At 74.5% G+C, this 17,217-nt stretch carries 9 protein-coding genes; 6 read left to right on the top strand and 3 right to left on the bottom strand.

The window, feature by feature from the left end; genetic code table 11:
• The first annotated feature begins 388 nt into the window (after positions 1-388).
• The 3 genes from ACIRQY_RS13085 (at position 389) to ACIRQY_RS13075 (ending at position 7,564) form a co-directional block, all read left to right on the top strand.
• Positions 389-2,731, top strand: a complete 2,343-nt coding sequence (locus tag ACIRQY_RS13085; protein WP_403925339.1) for an asparagine synthase-related protein — start codon at positions 389-391, stop codon at positions 2,729-2,731.
• A gap of 146 nt (positions 2,732-2,877) precedes the next feature.
• The gene (locus ACIRQY_RS13080; RefSeq protein WP_403925336.1) at positions 2,878-3,474 is read left to right on the top strand and encodes a Uma2 family endonuclease; all 597 of its coding nucleotides are present in this window, start codon (positions 2,878-2,880) and stop codon (positions 3,472-3,474) included.
• Between the two features lie 523 nt (positions 3,475-3,997).
• Positions 3,998-7,564: an AfsR/SARP family transcriptional regulator gene (locus ACIRQY_RS13075; protein WP_403924728.1), complete on the top strand. Its 3,567-nt coding sequence runs from the start codon at positions 3,998-4,000 to the stop codon at positions 7,562-7,564.
• Here ACIRQY_RS13075 and ACIRQY_RS13070 read toward each other — a convergent pair.
• Both ACIRQY_RS13070 and ACIRQY_RS13065 read right to left on the bottom strand, forming a co-directional pair.
• Positions 7,551-9,860 carry a sigma-70 family RNA polymerase sigma factor gene (locus tag ACIRQY_RS13070; RefSeq protein WP_403924726.1) on the bottom strand — a complete coding sequence of 770 codons (2,310 nt, stop codon included), beginning with the start codon at positions 9,858-9,860 and terminating at the stop codon, positions 7,551-7,553. The two genes, ACIRQY_RS13075 and ACIRQY_RS13070, sit on opposite strands and share 14 nt — an antisense overlap.
• A gap of 560 nt (positions 9,861-10,420) precedes the next feature.
• Positions 10,421-11,209, bottom strand: coding sequence for a TetR/AcrR family transcriptional regulator (locus tag ACIRQY_RS13065; protein WP_403924724.1), 789 nt, complete (start codon positions 11,207-11,209; stop codon positions 10,421-10,423).
• Between the two features lie 353 nt (positions 11,210-11,562).
• Here ACIRQY_RS13065 and ACIRQY_RS13060 point away from each other — a divergent pair, with 353 nt between their 5' ends.
• The gene (locus ACIRQY_RS13060) at positions 11,563-12,927 is read left to right on the top strand and encodes an NAD(P)/FAD-dependent oxidoreductase (protein WP_403924722.1); all 1,365 of its coding nucleotides are present in this window, start codon (positions 11,563-11,565) and stop codon (positions 12,925-12,927) included.
• A 106-nt stretch (positions 12,928-13,033) separates the two neighbouring features.
• Positions 13,034-14,671 (top strand): SpoIIE family protein phosphatase, encoded by a 1,638-nt coding sequence (locus ACIRQY_RS13055; RefSeq protein ID WP_351789907.1) that lies wholly within the window; start codon positions 13,034-13,036, stop codon positions 14,669-14,671.
• 10 nt (positions 14,672-14,681) lie between these two features.
• Here the strand turns inward: ACIRQY_RS13055 and ACIRQY_RS13050 are convergent, their stop codons facing one another.
• On the bottom strand, positions 14,682-15,956 hold the full coding sequence (locus ACIRQY_RS13050) for an MFS transporter (RefSeq protein WP_351789910.1): 1,275 nt from the start codon (positions 15,954-15,956) through the stop codon (positions 14,682-14,684).
• A 156-nt stretch (positions 15,957-16,112) separates the two neighbouring features.
• Between ACIRQY_RS13050 and ACIRQY_RS13045 the strand changes: the two genes are divergently transcribed.
• The gene (locus ACIRQY_RS13045; RefSeq protein ID WP_351789913.1) at positions 16,113-16,679 is read left to right on the top strand and encodes a MarR family transcriptional regulator; all 567 of its coding nucleotides are present in this window, start codon (positions 16,113-16,115) and stop codon (positions 16,677-16,679) included.
• Positions 16,680-17,217 lie beyond the last annotated feature (538 nt).

Genomic DNA, 17,217 nt, shown 5'->3' with positions numbered 1-17,217 from the left:
GTGCGCCCGGCCGTGCGCTCTCGTCGTCTCCGGCCGGAGAGCGCTTCCATGAACAGCGCGTGGGTCGGCCCGTTCGACCGGGAGCGGTGTCCCGGACCAGTGGGCTGGGGGACATCGCCGCCCCATTCCCCGCGGGCGGCGAACGGCTCCGGGGGGCGCGCGTGCCCCCCGGACTGCCGGACGCCCGGCCGTCGCCGGGGCGCGCCGACGCGTGCCCGCGCGCCTTCCCGCCCCTCGGGGCAGGGGCGATATTTGGCCGAATGACGTCGGTGCCCAACTGGCCCATGCCAGGGGCGCATTCACCTTTCGCGCCCCTGTACCCCGTCTCCGCCCCGTGCGCCGTTGTCGTGGCAGCATGTCTTCCACCGGAACGGACGTGGAGGCGCCGATGCGATGGCTGGTGGGCTGGAGCAGTGCCGCCGCGAACCTCGCCGCCGCCCCCGGGCCACGGACGGGATCGACGAGCGGCCCGTACGGCTCCCCCCCGGGACACGGCGAGGGGTACGGCGGAGGGTACGGAGACGGGTACGACGGCCCCGGCGGCGGTCGGGGCGGGTACGGCGCCGGGCCCGGCGGCTACGGCGGCCCCGGTGGCTACGGCGACGAGCGGGGCGGGTACGTCAGCGGCGCGCACGGCACGCCCGGGGACGGCCGGGGCACCCGGACCCCCGGCACCGGCCCCACCACCGCCACCGAGGGGCGCACGGTGCAACCGGTGGGTGCACAACTCCTCTGGGGCGACCCCGACCCGCTGTGGGCGGTCGGCGACTGGCGCCCCGACGAGGTCCGCGTGATCGCCGTCGACGACCGGACCCGGCTCGCCGTCCTCGGCTGCTGCGCCGCGAGCGACGAGGACCTCCGCATCGGCCTGCTCACCGCGCGCGGCGGCGCCCTGCGCCACCTCACCGCCTGGCCCGGCAGCTACACCGCGGTCGTCAAAGCCGGTCGACGCGTCACCGTCACGGGTGATGTCGCGGGCGCCCGGCCGGTCTTCCACACCCCCTGGGCGGGCGGCACCGCCTACGCCACCGCCGCCCTGCCGCTCGCCGACCTCGTCGAGGCCCAGCTCGACATCGGTCACCTCGCCGCCCTCCTGGCCTGCCCCGAGACCCCCGAGGCCCTGCGCGACACCACCCCCTACGAAGGGGTCCGGCGGGTACCCCCCGGCCACGCCCTGATCCTGCGCGAGGGCGCCCGCGAGATCACCGGATACGAGCAGGTCGCCTCGCTCGCGGTCGCCGCCCCCGAGACGGACCCCCGACAGGCCGTCGAAGGCGTACGGGACGCCCTCGTCGAAGCCGTACGGGCCCGGCTCACCGCACCCCGGCACGCCCCCGAGGCCCCCCTGCCCGACCCCGGACCCGTCCCCGGCATGGGACCCGCGGACCGGCGGGCCGCCCGGGGCGCCGGCCCGGCCCCCGGCATCGGCGCCGACCTCTCCGGCGGCAGCGCCTCCGGCACCCTCGCCCTGCTCGCCGCCGGGCTCCCCGGAGTGCCCGGCACGATCACCGGACACGGCACCGGAGCGGGCGAACGGCTCCTCGCCGTCACCTTCAACGACCTCGCCACGCGCGCGGGGTCCGGCCGCGCGGAGGAACTCAAACGGGCGGGCGAGCTGGCGGCCGACCCGCGCCTGCACCACGTGGTCGTCGCGGCGGGCGAGGAGGCCCTGCCGTACGCGGCGCTGGACGGGCCGCTCACCGACGAGCCGGGCCCCGCCCTCGTCTCCGCCGAACGGCACCGCAGACGGCTCGCCGGGGGCAGCGCCGACCACTTCACCGGCATGGGCGCCAAACAGGTCCTCGACGCGCACCCCGCGCGCCTCGCCGACCTCCTGATGGACCGCAGACGCCGGTCCCTGGTCCGTCCCGTGACCGCGCTCGCCAAGGCCTCGGGGCCCTCGGCGGGCTCGCTCCTGGTGCCGCTGACCGTCTACCGGGCGGCCCGCAGACTGGCCCGCACCCCGTACCGCACGGGCCTGGAGGCCGCCGCCCGGCGGGTCCTGGAGGCGAACCGCGCCCCCCAGGACGACTTCGGCCCGCTGGGCGCCTCCCTGTCCGCCCTGGCCTGGTCGCGGCCGGGGCCCGCCGCGCGCTGGCTGACGGGGGAGGCCCTGGCCGAAGTATCGGTTCGTCTGCACCGGGCGGCGACCCTGCCCGCCTCCGTCCAGCGGCCGGGCGAGGCACGCGCGCGTGCCGCCCTCGTCCGCGCCGCCGCCGACCACCGCGTCCTCGAACAGGCCGCCGAGATCCGGGGCCAGCGACTGCACGCCCCCTTCCTCGACAACCAGGTCGTCCGTGCCTGCCGGGCGCTCCCCGAATCGCTCCGGGTCCAGCCCGACGCACGCGCGGGCGTGCTCCGCACCGTCCTCTCCGGCGCGGGCGTCCACGAACTGCCGCCGGGCTGGGGCGCCCCGCACCCCGCGGTCCCCGCCGAGGCCGCCCGCGCGGGGCTGCGCGCCGCGCTCCCCCACCTCATGGCCCTCTTCGACGCCCCGCTGCTCGCCGACGCGGGCCTCGTCGAGGCCAGGGTCGTCCGCGAGGCCCTCCGCGCCGCCGCCGACGGCGCTCCCGTCCCGCTCGACGGCCTCGCCGACCTCGTCTCCACCGAACTCTGGCTCCGCCGCCTCCTGGCCCGCCGGGGCTCCTGCTGGACCAGCACCACCGAACCCCGCGCCCACCGCGCGGTCCAGGGCCCCCTGGTCCCGGCGTCGAGATCGCTCCTGGCGTGAGGCGCGCCGGGCTGTGAGGGCCTGTGGGGCCGGGAACGGCGGAAACGTCTCAGCACGCTCGTTCGGGTGAAGCGGTTCCCGACCCGGCGGGACCGCCCGCCCTAAGCTGAGAGCGTCGCACCGAGCGAAGGAGGTCCAGCATGGCGATGCCCCTGCCGGTTCCGGAAGAAGCGTTCTCCCCGGGCACGCCCGACCACGAGGGCGCGAGTGTCGGAGAGACCTTCGAGCTGTTCAGTGCGCTGGCACCCAAGGGCTGGCGCGTGGAGCTGATCGAAGGAGAGATCTACGTGGTGCCTCCGGCCAATGGCGAGCACGAGGAGATCGTGACCGAGGTGGTGGAGCAGGTCATCGCCCGTCGCGCCGACAGAGAACTGCGCAACTTCACCGGCATCGGCCTCAGTCTCCCCGGGACCACCGACGCCGTCCGGGTCATTCCCGATCTGGTCATCGCCCCCAAGGGCAGCTTCGACGACCAGCAGGAGTGGCACGCTCCCGGCCCCGTCCTCCTCGTCGCCGAGGTGACCTCCTCCTCCACCGCGAGCCGTGACCGCGTACAGAAGATCCGGGCCTACGCGCGCGCGGGCATCCCCCTGTACCTGCTCGTCGACCGCGAGGCCGGTGAGGCGGTCGTCTGCGCCGAACCCCAGGGCGACGACTACACCCACAAGCACGTCCACAAGCTGGGGACGGTCGTCCCGCTCCCCGCCCCCCTCGGCTTCGACCTGGACACCGGCGCGTTCTGACCCGACCCGCCCCCGTCCGGGGGTGACCCGCTCCCCGGGGGCCGCCCGCATACGGGGCCGCCCGCTCTTCAGCGGCCGTACGCGTCCGGAGACCGCCCCCTCGGGGCCGCCAGCAGAGGCCACTCGCTCCAGAGGCCACCCGCGTCAGGAGCCGCTCTCTTCGGAGGGCACCCGCGTCCGGGTCCCACCCGCGTCCGGAAGCTCGTACGCGAGCGAGGGACGCCCACGCCTGACTGACGGGCCACCAGAGCCCCGGAGGCCGTACTCCCCGCCCCGTACGCGTCCGGCGCACTCCCGCTTCCCCTTCCCTTCCGCACCCCGCGTGGACCCGCTCGCGTCCGGCGCCGTGCCCCGCGTGGACCCGCTTCCGCCCAGCGTCGTACGCCCGCGTGGACCCGCTCGCGTCCCGCCTCCGGTGCCACACGCCCCACGCGCCCCCGCGCGCACGCCCCCGGGGCCGTACCGGGGACACTCCGGGGTAAACCCCGAGGCGCGCGCCCGGACCACCGGACACAATGAGCCGGTGCGGTATCTCATCCTGGGCACCACCGAGGCCCTTCGTCCCGACGGCACGCCCCTCCCCCTCGGCGGCGCCCGGCTGCGCGCGCTGCTCGCCGCGCTCGCCCTGCGCGGCGGACGGGCGGCCTCCACGGGCGAACTCGCCGCCGACGTGTACGGCGACGAACCGCCGCAGGACGCCCCCGCCGCACTCCAGGCCCTCGTCGGCCGCCTCCGCCGCGTCCTCGGCCGGGAGGCCGTCGTCTCCACCCCGGGACCCGGCTACCGGCTCGTCGCCACCCCCGACGACATCGACCTGTACGTCTTCGAGCGCCGCGTCCGGGACGCCTGCGCCCGGCTCGACGCGGGCGACCCCGACACCGCCGCCGCGCTCCTCGGAGAAGCCCTCGCGCTCTTCCGCGGCCCCGCCCTCGCCGATCTGCCCGACCCGGCGGGGGTCCGCCCCGAGGCCCAGCGGCTCGCGGCCCTCCGGCGGCGCGTCGAGGCCGATCTGCGCCGGGGCGCCACCGACGGACTCGTACCGGAACTGTCCGAGCTGACGACCACGTATCCGTACGACGAGACCTTCCGCGCCCACCTCATACGCGCCCTGCGGGCCGAGGGACGGCACGCGGACGCCCTCACCGCGTACGAGGCGGCCCGCCGCACCCTCGCGGACGGACTCGGCGCCGACCCGGGGCCCGAACTCACCGCCCTCCACCGCGCACTCCTCACGGGCACGCCCCCGAGCCCACCCTCGAACAGCTCCCCGAGGCGCGCCCCTGGCATCCCCCGGAGCCCGCATCGGGGTCCCTCCCCGAACGCACCCCGAAGCACCTCCCCGGGCAAGCCGCCGAGCCCGTGTCCGGACAAGCTCCCGAGCCCCACCGAGCCCGCCGCCCCACCCGGCCTCCGGCCCCGGCTCCAGCCGGACCCCGACCCCCGTCCGCCCCGGGAACCCGCGCCTTCGCCCCGTACGCCCGCCCCTTCCCCACTCCCCGGGCCCAGCACGGCGCCCGGACCCGGCCCCGGCCCCGGCGGGGGCACCAGCCCTGCCCCCGACCCCGACCGGGCCCCCGTCCCCCACCCGGCCACCGCCCCCCACCGGGTGATCGTCCCCGACCGGACGGCCGTCCCCGGCCCCGCCCAGCCCCCCACCCCCGGCAACATCCGCCCCCGGCTCACCTCCTTCGTCGGGCGGGAGCCCGAACTCGCCGCGCTGCGGATCGAACTGGCCCGCTCGCGGCTCGTCACGCTCACCGGACCCGGCGGCTCCGGCAAGACCCGGCTCGCGGAGGAGGCCGCGCTGCGCGCCGAGGGCCCCGCCGCCTGGATCGCCGAGCTGGCCCCGCTCGACGACCCCGGGGCCGTACCCGGCGCCGTCCTCTCCGCGCTCGGCCTGCGCGAGGTCAACCTGATCAACCGCGAGGGCACGGGACTCCAGGACGACCCCGCCGCCCGTCTCGTCGAGCACCTCGCCCGCCGCCCGCTGCTCCTCGTCCTCGACAACTGCGAGCACGTGATCGACGCGGCCGCCGCCCTCGCCGAGACCCTCCTCGTCCACTGCCCCGGCCTCCGCGTCCTCGCCACCAGCCGCGAACCCCTGGGGGTCCCCGGCGAGTCCGTGCGTCCCGTCGAGCCCCTCCCGCCCGACCCCGCGCACCGCCTCTTCACCGAGCGGGCCCGCGCGGTCCGCCCCTCCTTCGACCTGGCCCGGGACGGCGGCGCGGCCGTGGACGAGATCTGCCGCCGCCTCGACGGGCTCCCGCTCGCCATCGAACTCGCCGCGGCCCGGCTGCGGCTGCTCACCCCCAGACAGATAGCCGACCGCCTCGACGACCGCTTCCGGCTCCTCACCTCCGGCTCCCGCACCGTGCTGCCCCGGCAGCAGACCCTGCGCGCGGTCGTCGACTGGTCCTGGGACCTCCTCGACGAGGACGAACGGACCCTCCTGCGCCAGGTCTCGGTCTTCGCGGGCGGCTGGGACCTAGCCGCCGCCGAGGCGCTCTCCCCGCGCGCCGCCGACGTCCTCGGAGCCCTGGTCGACAAGTCCCTCGTCGTCGCCGCCCCCGCCACCGGCGGCGAGATGCGCTACCGGCTCCTGGAGACGATCCACGAGTACGCGGCCGAGCGTGCCGCCGGGACCCCGGAGCTGCTGGCCGCCGCCGAGGCCGTCCACACCGCCCACTTCACCGCCCTCGCCGAGGCGGCGGAGCCCCAGCTGCGGTCCGCCGGGCAGCTTCCGTGGATCGAGCGGATCGAGGGCGACCTCGACAACATCCGGGCCGCCCTGCACCGCACCCTCGTCACCGCCCCCGACGAGGCGGCCGCCCACCGGCTCGTCTTCGCCATGGGCTGGTTCTGGTGGCTGCGCAACTACCGTCCCGAGGGCCTGAACTGGGCCGACCGGGCGGCTGCCCTCGGCACCGACCCGGACGACGAGGACGACCCCCGGCACTGGCCCCGGATGCGTCTGCGGATGCTCCAGTTCTTCCTCGCGGTCGAGAGCCACACGATGGGCGACTTCCAGCAGCCGGAGACGATCGCGCTGGTCCGCCGGGTGCGGGAGGCCTTCGGGGCCCGCCCGGGACCCGAGGCCGCCCGGTTCCCCGGCCTGCTCTGGCCGTTCACCTCGTACCTCACCGAGGAACCCGCCGTGATCCGCCGGCTCCTCGACGAGTCCGTCGCCAACTGCAGGCGGTACGGCGGTGACTGGGAGATCGGCGTCAGCCTGATGTTCCGTACGCACATGGTCGTCGACATGCCCGGCGGTATGCCCGGCGTCGACGAGGACCTGGCCGAGCTGGCCGTCCTCGCCCGCCGGGTCGGCGACCGCTGGATGGGAGCGCAGATCGCCAGCGCCACGGCGGAGGCCCACATGATGCGCGGGCGCAGCGAGGAGGCCCGTGAGGCGTATGTGGAGGGCCTGCGGCTGGCCCGCGAGGTGGGCGCGCACGCCGAGTCCCCGTTCCTCCTCGCCCGTCTGGCCGAGCTCTCCTTCCGCATGGGCGACACGGAGGCCGCCGAGCGGGGCCTGGACGAGGCCGCCCACGAGGCGGAGCGCCATCACGTGCGCGACTCCGGCGTGTACGTGTGTTTCCTGCGCGCCACCCTCGCCGTCCACCGGGGTGCCACGGCGGAGGCCCGCGCCCAGTTGGAGACGGCGGGCGCCACGGTGGCGACCGGTGCGCCGCCGCCGCACTTCGCGGCGGTGATGGTCGGGCTCACGGCCCGCGTGCGGTCGCAGGAGGGGCCCGGCGCGGTGGCGGTCGCCACGGCGGTGGAGGCGCTGCGCGTCGCACGGGACGCGGAGTCCGCCGAGTTCATCACCACGGGCCTGGCCGAGGGTCTCGCCGTCGTCCTGTCGGAGGCGGGCGCGGCGGGTCCCGCGATACGGGTCCTGGCCGCCGTGGAGGAGTGGCCGGGCCGGGGGCCGCGCTCGGTGCCGAGGGCGCGGGACGCCGGTGAGGTGGTGGAGCGGGCGCTCGCGGCGCTGGGCCCGGCGGGTGTGGCAGAGGCCCGCGCGGCGGGCGCGGGCCTCGGTGTCGACGAGGTGCTGGCCCTCGCGGAGTCGGTGGTCAGGAGCAGCTGATCCGGGACTCCGCCCAGTCGGCGACGACGGCCCGGCCGAACGGCGTGCGCTCCTCGACGACCAGCCGGATCGTGCGGCGGCCGGAGATGTCCACCCGCACCGGGACCGGCGGGTCACCGGCCCGGACCACGTCCGAGCGCCAGAGCCGCTCGTCGTCGCCGTAGACGGAGAAGCGGACGCCGCCGAGGCCGAGCAGGGCGCTCAGATCGTCGATGCCGACGACCGCGTCGTACTGGGCGCACTGCCGGTTCAGGTCGATGAGCAGCGACGAGGGCGCGTGGACGCTCACCCCGTGCGCGTACGGGGTGCCGCCGATCGACAGGTTCTCCCGCTGCCACATCCAGCCGCTGTCGGAGAGGGAGACCTCGGGCTTGGTGCCGTCGCCGAAGATCCCGTACTCCAGCTCGCTGATCTGGTAGACGCGTGGCGGCTCGGGCGGGGGCGTCGTCGGGGCCGTCTCCGGGGACGGTGTCTCGGGGCTGGGCGTGGGTGTGGGCGTCGGGGTGGGGCTGGGTTCGGGCGGGGGCGTCGGCTCCGGCGGCGGGGTCGGCGTCGGTGTGGGGGACGGCGTCTCGGGGCTGGGGGTGGGCGTCGGGGTCGGCGCGGGCACCACGGTCGGTACGGGCGGGGGCGGGGGTACGGGCTTCGGCGTCGCCCGGGGCGGCGGCGCGGGAGCCGCCGGCACGACGGGGGTGACGACCGGCTGGGCGGGCCGGGGTGCGGCGACCGGCTGCGGGTTCCCGCTCATCGCCCAGACGAGCCCGGCGGCGGCGGCGACCGCGACGGCGGCGGCGATGCCCGCCTTGGCGGGTGCGCCGAGGCCCTCGGCGACGGCGCCGCCCGAGGCCGCGCCGCCGGAGGTGCCGGTGGACCCGGTGGCGGCCGCGGCGGCACCGGCCGCGCCCGCTCCCGCGACGCCACCGGCGACGACCCCGGCGGCCTTGAGGGAGTACCCGGCGGCGAACCAGCCGATGACCGCGATCGGCAGCAGTGCGGGGATGCCCGCGTTGACGTGGGCGAGTTCACCGGCGGCGAGTCTGCACCGGGCGCACTCGTCGAGGTGCTTGCGCAGACCGCGCTCGGCGCGCATCCGCAGACCGCCGCGGGCGTAGGCGCCGAGCCGGTCGGCGTAGCGGGCGCAGTCGCCGCCCGCCGTCAGGGACTGGCTGACGTGGGCCTGGAGGTAGGCCTGCTTGAGGCCTTCGCGGGCGCGGCTGGCGAGGACGGCGGTGGCGTTGGCGGTGAGCCCGAAGAGCGGGGCGACCTCGCTCGGGGACTCCTCCTCGACGGTGGTGTGCCACAGCACGGCCTGCCAGCGCTCGGGCAGCGAGCGGAAGGCCTGCATGGCGAGGGACTGTTCGGCCTCGTGCATGGCGAGGACGTCGGCGCCGAGGTCGAGGGTGTCCTGGTCGGAGACCTCGGAGGTACGGGCGGCGTCGGCGGCGAAGACCGCGAAGTCCTCGACGAGGTGTTCGCGCTTCTGGGTCCTGGCCCAGGTCGCCGCGACCCGCCGGACGGTGGTCATCAGATAGGCGCGCACGGCCTGTTCGGGTCCGGCGCCGCCCCGGACGGCCTGGAGGGTGCGGGCGAAGACCTCGGCGGTCAGGTCGTCGGCGGTGTGCGCGTCCCGGCAGCAGGTCCTGGCGTACCGGCGCACCGCGTCGGAGTGGCGGCGGAACAGTTCCTCGTACGCGGAGTCGTCGCCGTCCCGCATGAGCTGGACGAGCTCGGAGTCGGAGGGCGGGAGTTCGAGCGGCGGCGGCAGTACGGTGTCGGGCTCCCCGCCCTCGTCACCGAAGCTCTCCGCGGTGGAGCCGTCCGTACCGGCGCTGTCTGTAGTGAGGCCGTCCGGACCGGAGCCACCGGCACGGGGGTACCCGGCACCGAAGCCCTTGTCACCGAAGTCCCCGCCACCTGCCCCGTCTCCGCCGCCTGCCCCGTATTCGCCGGAACTCCCGTTGGACGCCCCCGCGACGCCCCCGGGAGCCGTCGCTCCGGGATGAGTGCCCTCGGTGCCCGAGGGTCTGTCGGGGCCGGGTCCCCATCCGGTGGTGGGGGAGTGCCCGGCCCGCTGGGGGGGCACGCTGGCGTCCGCGTCGTGGTCCGGCGGGTCGGTGCCGAGTTCCCGAGGGTCCGTGCCGGGCGCGCCCGCACCGGGCGTGGCTCCGGCCGTGCCGGTGTCCGGGGCGCCGGACTGGCCGCCCGGCCCGCCCTGGTTCGGCACCTGCCGGGAGGGCAGGCCACCGGTCTCCGCGCCGCCTCCGCCCAGTGGATCGTCCCGACTGTCACCGCTCATCGCGGAAGCCCCCGTACGCACGCTCGGACCCGAACACCGGTCAAGCCTGCCACAGAGCGCGGGCACGCCGAAGCGCCGCGTCCACTTACCACTCGTCCGGGGCGACTTCACATGGCCGGGCGTAACCGCTCACACGTTCGTGTCATGCCGGTTGGTCCGCCCGGACGCACGGGCGACCTCCCCCAGCCACCCCGGAGCCCGCGAACACCACGGGGTGCGCGCCCGGCGCACAGGAACTCCCCGCGCCCCGGAGCTCCCGGCGCACCAACACCTCCGGCACGCCCACGACCGACGGGACACAGGAACCCCGGCCGATTCCCGCGATCGTCGGCCGATTCCGGCGACCGAAGGAGACCGAAGACTTACGAGGGCGAGATCAGGCACCCGGCACGGAGGCGGCCTCCGGACCGGGGACGCTCTCCCGGACCGGGGCGCTCTCCGGCACCGGCACGGCCACCCGTCCGTACGGACACGGTCACCGCACCAAGAAGGTCACCGCACCAAGAAGGTCACCCGCACCGGACCGGACCGCCGCGCCGACCGGCCCTCGTACCGCTCCTCTACCGGGAGCGCAGCCCTTCGAGAAGGATGTCGAGCAGGCGCGACGAGGCCGCCGCCTGCTGGACCGCGTCCGGCAGCGCCGGGGCGGCGGTGGCGATGACGAGGAGCACGTCCGACACGGTCACGTCCGGCCGCAGTTCACCCGCCTCCCGCGCCCGGTCCACGAGCCGGCCCACGACCTCCAGGAGCTCCGAGGCCCCCGCGTCGTCCCGTTCACCGGCGGGCACGGCGCGCGGCGCGACCACGCGCGGGTCGCCGGGCTCGCCGACACCCCGCTGGTACGGCACCCGGGCCGCGTCGTCCGTGCCGTCGGAGAACGGCAGCACCACCGAGTCGTCCACACCCACCCGCAGCACCTGCGGCGGCAGGAGACGGCCCGCGCCCGAGGCCACCGAGGTCCGCAGGAACCGGGAGAGCGCCGACCACGGCTCGTCCTCCTGCCCGAGCGCGGCCCGCGCCTGATCGGTCAGCCGGGAGGTCTCCTCCTCGGCTATGCGGCGCACCAGCACGTCCTTGCTGGGGAAACGCCGGTAGACGGTACCGACGCCGACCCGGGCGCGGCGCGCCACGTCCTCCATCGGAGCCCCGTAGCCCAGCTCGCCGAACACCTCGCGCGCGGCGCGCAGTACGTGCTCCAGATTGCGCTGGGCGTCCACCCGCAGCGGCGCGGACCGGCCACCGGCCGGCGCGCCGACCCGTGCGTCGACGCCACCGGCGCCCGCGTGGAACCCGTCGTCCACGGTCGCCGTACCGGCACCCGACTGCCAGCGTGAATCCTGAATCTGCATAAGCGTTCCCCCGCTCATGGTGTCTCCCCCCGGAGACTCCCCGCCCTGAAACGGGACTTCCGGCCTGCGAGCGCATCGGTCCACGCGCTCCCCACCGACACCCCGACGAAGTACGAACATAGTTGAGTCGCGGTCAATTCAGAAGGGGGAGTTCCGTACGGTGCGCCCCCCGATCGGAGCAAGGACCGGATCACTCCCGATTCCGACCCCCCTCACAACCCGGTACGGCCGCCGTGACCTGCGTGGTTGCGTCCGCTCCCGGCGCGCGCGCCACCCCGCGCCTCCGTACCCCTCTCGTCACACAATCTGCCGGGCCTGTGGACAAACAACGGACGGCGGTGCGTCATGGGACAGTGACCGAACCTGCGCGCATCCTCGTCGTCGGCGGTGGCTACGTCGGCATGTACACCGCGCTGCGCCTCCAGCGGCAGCTCAGGGCCGAACTCGGAGCCGGTGCCGTAGAGATCGTCGTGGTCACCCCCGAGCCGTACATGACGTACCAGCCGTTCCTGCCCGAGGCGGCGGCCGGTTCGATCTCCCCGCGCCACGTGGTGGTCCCGCTGCGCCGGGTCCTCGACCGCTGCCGGATCGTCATCGGCGAGGTCCGGTCCGTCGACCACACCAAACGGATCGCGACCCTGGCGACCCTCGCCACCGCCGAGGAGGGGGTCGGAGCCGTCGCCCTCCCCTACGACGAACTCGTCCTCGCGCCCGGCTCCGTCTCCCGCACCCTCCCGGTCCCCGGCCTCCGTGACCACGGCATCGGCTTCAGGACCGTCGAGGAGGCCATCGGGCTGCGCAACCACGTCATCGAGCAGATGGACATCGCCTCCTCGACCCGCGACCCCGCCGTCCGCGAGGCCGCCCTCACCTTCGTCGTCGTCGGCGGCGGGTACGCGGGAGTGGAGGCGCTCGCCGAACTGGAGGACATGGCCCGCTACACGGCGCGGTACTACCACAACGTCAAGCCCGGGGACCTGCGCTGGATCCTGGTCGAGGCCGCGGACCGCATCCTCCCCGAGGTCGGCGAGGAGATGGGCCGGTACGCCGTCCGCGAGCTGCGCGGCCGCAACATCGACGTACGCCTGGAGACCCGTCTCGAATCCTGTGAGGACCGCGTCGCCGTCCTCAGCGACGGCACCCGGCTGCCCACCCGTACCGTCGTCTGGACGGCGGGCGTCCGGCCCGCCCCCGTCCTCGCCGCGACCGGTCTGCCGCTCGACGCGCGCGGCCGGGTCCGCTGCACCGCCCGGCTCGCCGTCGAGGGCGTCGACCACGCCTGGGCGGCCGGCGACGCCGCCGCCGTCCCCGACGTCACCGCCGGAGAACCCGGCGCGGCCTGCGCCCCCAACGCCCAGCACGCGGTCCGCCAGGCCAAGGTCCTCGCCGGGAACATCACGGCCTCCCTGCGCGGGCAGCCGCTCAAGGAGTACGCGCACGCGTACGCCGGTTCCGTCGCCTCCCTCGGTCTCCACAAGGGCGTGGCCCACATCTACGGACGCAAATTCAAGGGATATCCGGCCTGGTTCATGCACCGCGCCTATCACCTCAGCCGGGTGCCCACCTTCAACCGGAAGGCCCGGGTCCTCGCCGAGTGGACCCTGTCGGGCCTGTTCAAACGGGAGATCGTCTCCCTCGGCTCACTGGAACACCCGCGCGCCGAATTCGAACTGGCAGCCGCACCGCCGCCCGACCACGACGACGAGCGGTCGTCCTGACATCACTGTCAGTGCACTCGTCCACACTGGACGTGTGACCATAGGTGGGCTCACCCCTGCACAGCGTGACTCTGCACGGCACCGACACCACGAGGCATACAGATCCGTGAACTTCACCCGTTGGAGCGCCCGTCTCCCCGGCACACAGCGACGCGCGGCGCGGGGGAGCGAAGGCTCCGTGCCCGCCGCCCGCGGTGAGTACGCGCGGCAGCGGGAGCAGCTCACCGCCGAAGCGGCCGAAGCGGCCGTCCCCACCCTGGAGGACTTCGCCGTACGGGAGCTGCTCGGCAGCCTCCCCGGCCTGATCGCCCTCGCGTACGGCCCGGAGCACCGCATCGCGTACGTCAACGACGCGTACGCCGCGGCCTTCGGACCGCGCCCCTCGGGCGCCACCGTCGCCGACACCTGCCCCGAGGCGGAGGAGCTGGGCCTGCTGCCGCTCATGGACCAGGTCCTGCGCAGCGGCAAGCCCCGCACGGTGAAGTCCCGCAGGACCCGGGACGGCGGCTCGTACACGGTCACCTGCCTGCCCGTCGACAGCCCCCGCGTCGACGGTGGCGGCGTCCTCGTCCACGCGGCGGACGTCACCGACCACGCCGAGGCCGCCGAGCGGCTGCGGACCAGCGAGCGCCGCCACCGCGAGACCGCCGTCACCCTCCAGCGCTCCCTGCTCCCGCAGGAACTGGAGCAGCCCGACGACCTGCGGATCGCCGCCACCTACCAGCCCGGCGGCACCGACGCGGCCGTCGGCGGCGACTGGTACGACGTGATCACCCTCGGCGCCGGACGCACCGCGCTCGTCATCGGGGACGTGATGGGCCGGGGCGTGCGCGCCGCCGCCGTCATGGGCCAGCTCCGCACCGCCGTCCGGGCCTACGCGCGCCTGGACCTGCCCCCGCACGAGGTGCTCCAGCTCCTCGACGGTCTCGCCGCCGAGATCGACGCCAGCCAGATCGCGACCTGCGTGTACGCGATCCACGACCCCAACGAGGGAAAGCTGGTCTACGCCTCCGCGGGCCACCTCCCGATCCTCGTCCGCGACGAGGACGGCGGGGTCCGCCAGGCCGGGGACCCGACGGGACCCCCGCTCGGCACCGGCGGCTGGCTCCACACCTCGGGCTCCATCGCCCTGCCGCCCGGCTCCACCGCCGTCCTCTACACCGACGGCCTGGTCGAGCGCCGCCGCGAGGACATCGACGAGGGCGTCGCCGCACTGGCCCGCGCCCTCTCCGGCGCCGACGGCAGCCCGCAGGTGGTCTGCGACCGGCTGCTCCGCTCCCTGGGCGTCACCGCCGAGCACGACGACGACGTGGCGGTCCTCGTCGTCCAGCACCCGTCCCGCAGAGGCTCCGACGCGGAGCTGTTCCACAACGCGGCCCTGGAACTCCTCGGCGGTGTCGAGGCCGCTCCCCGCGCGCGTGCCTTCGCCTCCGGCGTCCTGTCGTCCTGGCGCTTCCCCGTGGAACTCCGCGACCTCGGCGTCCTCGCCACCAGCGAACTGGTGGGGAACTCCCTCCAGCACGGCACCCCGCCCATGCGGCTGCGGCTGCGCCGCACCGACCGGCGCCTGATCATCGAGGTCACCGACGGCGACGACCACCTGCCGCGCCGCCGCCGGGCCGAAACGGAGGACGAGGCGGGTCGCGGGATCTCCATCGTCGCGACGATCGCCTCGTCCTGGGGAAGCCGCCGCACTCCTGGCGGCGGCAAAGCGGTCTGGTGCGAGTTCGCCCTCCGAGACTAGCCCTCCGCGATTAGGCGGAAGCGGTCTCGCTGTCGCGTACGGGCTCGTGCCGGGCGACGACCTTCGACGGGCGCAGGGCCAGCGACGGCTGGTTCTGCTCCGGCGTGAGCTGCTTGCCGAGCCGCACCGCGAGGAACGTGATGCCGAGCGAGAAGAGCACGAAGGTCACGATGTACGGACCGTGCAGCGCGGCCCCCATGGGACCGCCCACGGCCGGACCGACGGCCAGCGCCAACTGCTTGACCAGCGCGAACGCCGAGTTGTACTGCCCGACCATCGATTCCGGGGCCAGGTCCGCGACCAGCGGGGCCACGGTCGGCGACAGCATCGCCTCACCGAGTCCGAACAGGGCGTACGTGGAGATGAACGCGGCCGTGGCCATCGCCTGGCTGCCGTTCCCCAGCCCCGCGTACCCGGCGATCAGCCACGCCACGGTCCAGATCAGACCCACGGCCGCGATCATCCGGCTCCGCTTGCGGCGCTCGACGAACTTCAGCACCAGGAACTGCGCGGCCACGATCACCGCCGTGTTCGCGGCGAGCGCGATGCCCAGCGTCGACGGCTGGATGCCCGCCGCCTCCGTGCCGTACGCGGCCAGGCCCGACTCGAACTGTCCGTAACAGGCGAAGAAGAGGACGAAGCCGAGGACGCACAGCTGCACCATCGCCTTGTGCCCGAGCAGCGCGCGCATCCCGCCGCCCTTGCCACCCTCGGCGGGTCGGCTGTCCGACAGCGCCGGGGAGCCGGGCATCCGCACGGTCCCCACGACCACCGCGAGCACCAGGAACATCACGGCCTCGATGGAGAACAGCAGGACGAAGCTCCCCGGCCGGCTGGTGTCCACGAGGAGCCCGCCGATCAGGCCACCGAGCCCGAGCCCGAGGTTCTGCAGGAAGAACTGCATGGCGAACGCGCGGGTCCGCCCGACCGGGGTCGAGCACCAGACGATCATCGTGGCCAGTGCGGGCTGGAGCACGGCGGTACCGGCACCGAGCAGCGCCGCCGCACCCACCGCCGCGGGCACGCTGGACGCGAAGCCCAGCGCCACGGCGCCCACGGCCGCCGTCGCCGAGGCCACGAGCAGTACGGGCACGGGCCCGCGCCGGTCGATGACGCGCCCGCTGAAGGGCAGCACCACGAGCGCGGCCATGGCGAAGACGGCCAGGACGATGCCCGCCGTGGCCGCGCCCAGATCCCGCACCTGCGCCACGTACACATAGAGGTACGGCACGGTGAAGCCGAGTCCGAACGCGCTCAGCGCGCTGCCTGCCTGAATACGGCGCATCGCAGCGCCCCTCGCCTTGGTCACACTCACCCACTTCCGGTCGCAGGTTCAGAGGTGTACCCCTGAGCCTTGAAGACTTCAACACTAAAGTTAACGTGTTAACAGTACACACCGAAGGACTTCAACGCCAACGGAGACCGTGGAATACTCGGCCGCATGTCCGACACCACTGAGCGGTCCGGTCCTGCGGCTCCCCAGGAGCCGAGCCTCGACGAGCAGATCGCCGCCTACCAGCGCGAGTTCCGCGATCTCGACCCCCAGGTGGAGAAGGTCGTCTCCGCCCTCGGCCGGCTGAACCGCCGGATGAACGTGGCGTACGGACGCCAGCTGGCCGACCTCGGCATCAGCAACGCGGAGTGGGAGGTCCTCAAGACCCTGGTCCTCTCCGGCGCGCCCTACCGGCTCGGTCCCGGCGAACTGGCCAAGCGGCTCGGCCTCACCCCGGCGGCGATGACCCACCGCATCGACCGGATGGCCGGCGAGGGCCTGGTCACCCGCGACCGCGACGAGAACAACCGCGTCCGTGTGATCGTGGAGCTCACCGACGAGGGCCGTACGAAGTGGCTGGAGGCCATGCGGATGGCCACCGCCTTCGAGGAGGACCTGCTCCAGGACCTCACGGGAGAGGAGCGGGGTGTCCTCGGCGAGATCCTCATCCGTCTGCTGCGCCGCGTGGAGCTGACCCAGCCGGACGCGGGCGGCCGCCTCACCGACCTGGACTGAACGCCCTGGTCCACCGGGCCCGTGGACCAGGGTTGACACGCCCCTCCCGGATGCGTAATGTTCTCCGAGTTGTCACAGAGCCGGAACGGTTCTTCGGCAGCCACTCAGCCGCTGTTAGCGGCACCTCTTACTCAGCACGATCTCCCCACCGGGATCAATTTCGGCGTGCCGGAATTCATTTCGAATGACCCGATTATGGGTCGCCGGGGAAATCCGCTAGAGTTCGAGACGTCGGAACGGCCCAACAGCCGGAAAGACAAACCCCGCTGACTGGGAGTCAGGGCCGAAAGGGTCTGATAGAGTCGGAAACGCAGGAAGGGCCCGGAGCGAAAGCAAAAGGGACCGGAAAGCACCGAGGAAATCGGATCGGAAAGATCTGATAGAGTCGGAAACGAAGGAAGCGCCCGGAGGGCCTGGAAACAGGAACGAAGGAAGCGTCCGCACCTTGAGAACTCAACAGCGTGCCAAAAATCAACGCCAGATTAGTTGATACCCCGTCCATCTTCGGATGGTCGAGGTTCCTTTGAAGTAAAAACAC

It is taken from the genome of Streptomyces sp. NPDC101490, from assembly GCF_044767145.1.
Taxonomy (GTDB): domain Bacteria; phylum Actinomycetota; class Actinomycetes; order Streptomycetales; family Streptomycetaceae; genus Streptomyces.
Note: the sequence above shows the minus strand (reverse complement) of the source record. Positions and strands in the feature narration are given on the sequence as shown.

Coding starts and splice junctions, on each gene's coding strand:
- ACIRQY_RS13065 (WP_403924724.1), bottom strand. CDS start 11,209: ATGCAGATTCAGGATTCACGCTGGCAGTCGGGTGCCGGTACGGCGACC.
- ACIRQY_RS13045 (WP_351789913.1), top strand. CDS start 16,113: ATGTCCGACACCACTGAGCGGTCCGGTCCTGCGGCTCCCCAGGAGCCG.
- ACIRQY_RS13085 (WP_403925339.1), top strand. CDS start 389: ATGCGATGGCTGGTGGGCTGGAGCAGTGCCGCCGCGAACCTCGCCGCC.
- ACIRQY_RS13070 (WP_403924726.1), bottom strand. CDS start 9,860: ATGAGCGGTGACAGTCGGGACGATCCACTGGGCGGAGGCGGCGCGGAG.
- ACIRQY_RS13050 (WP_351789910.1), bottom strand. CDS start 15,956: ATGCGCCGTATTCAGGCAGGCAGCGCGCTGAGCGCGTTCGGACTCGGC.
- ACIRQY_RS13080 (WP_403925336.1), top strand. CDS start 2,878: ATGCCCCTGCCGGTTCCGGAAGAAGCGTTCTCCCCGGGCACGCCCGAC.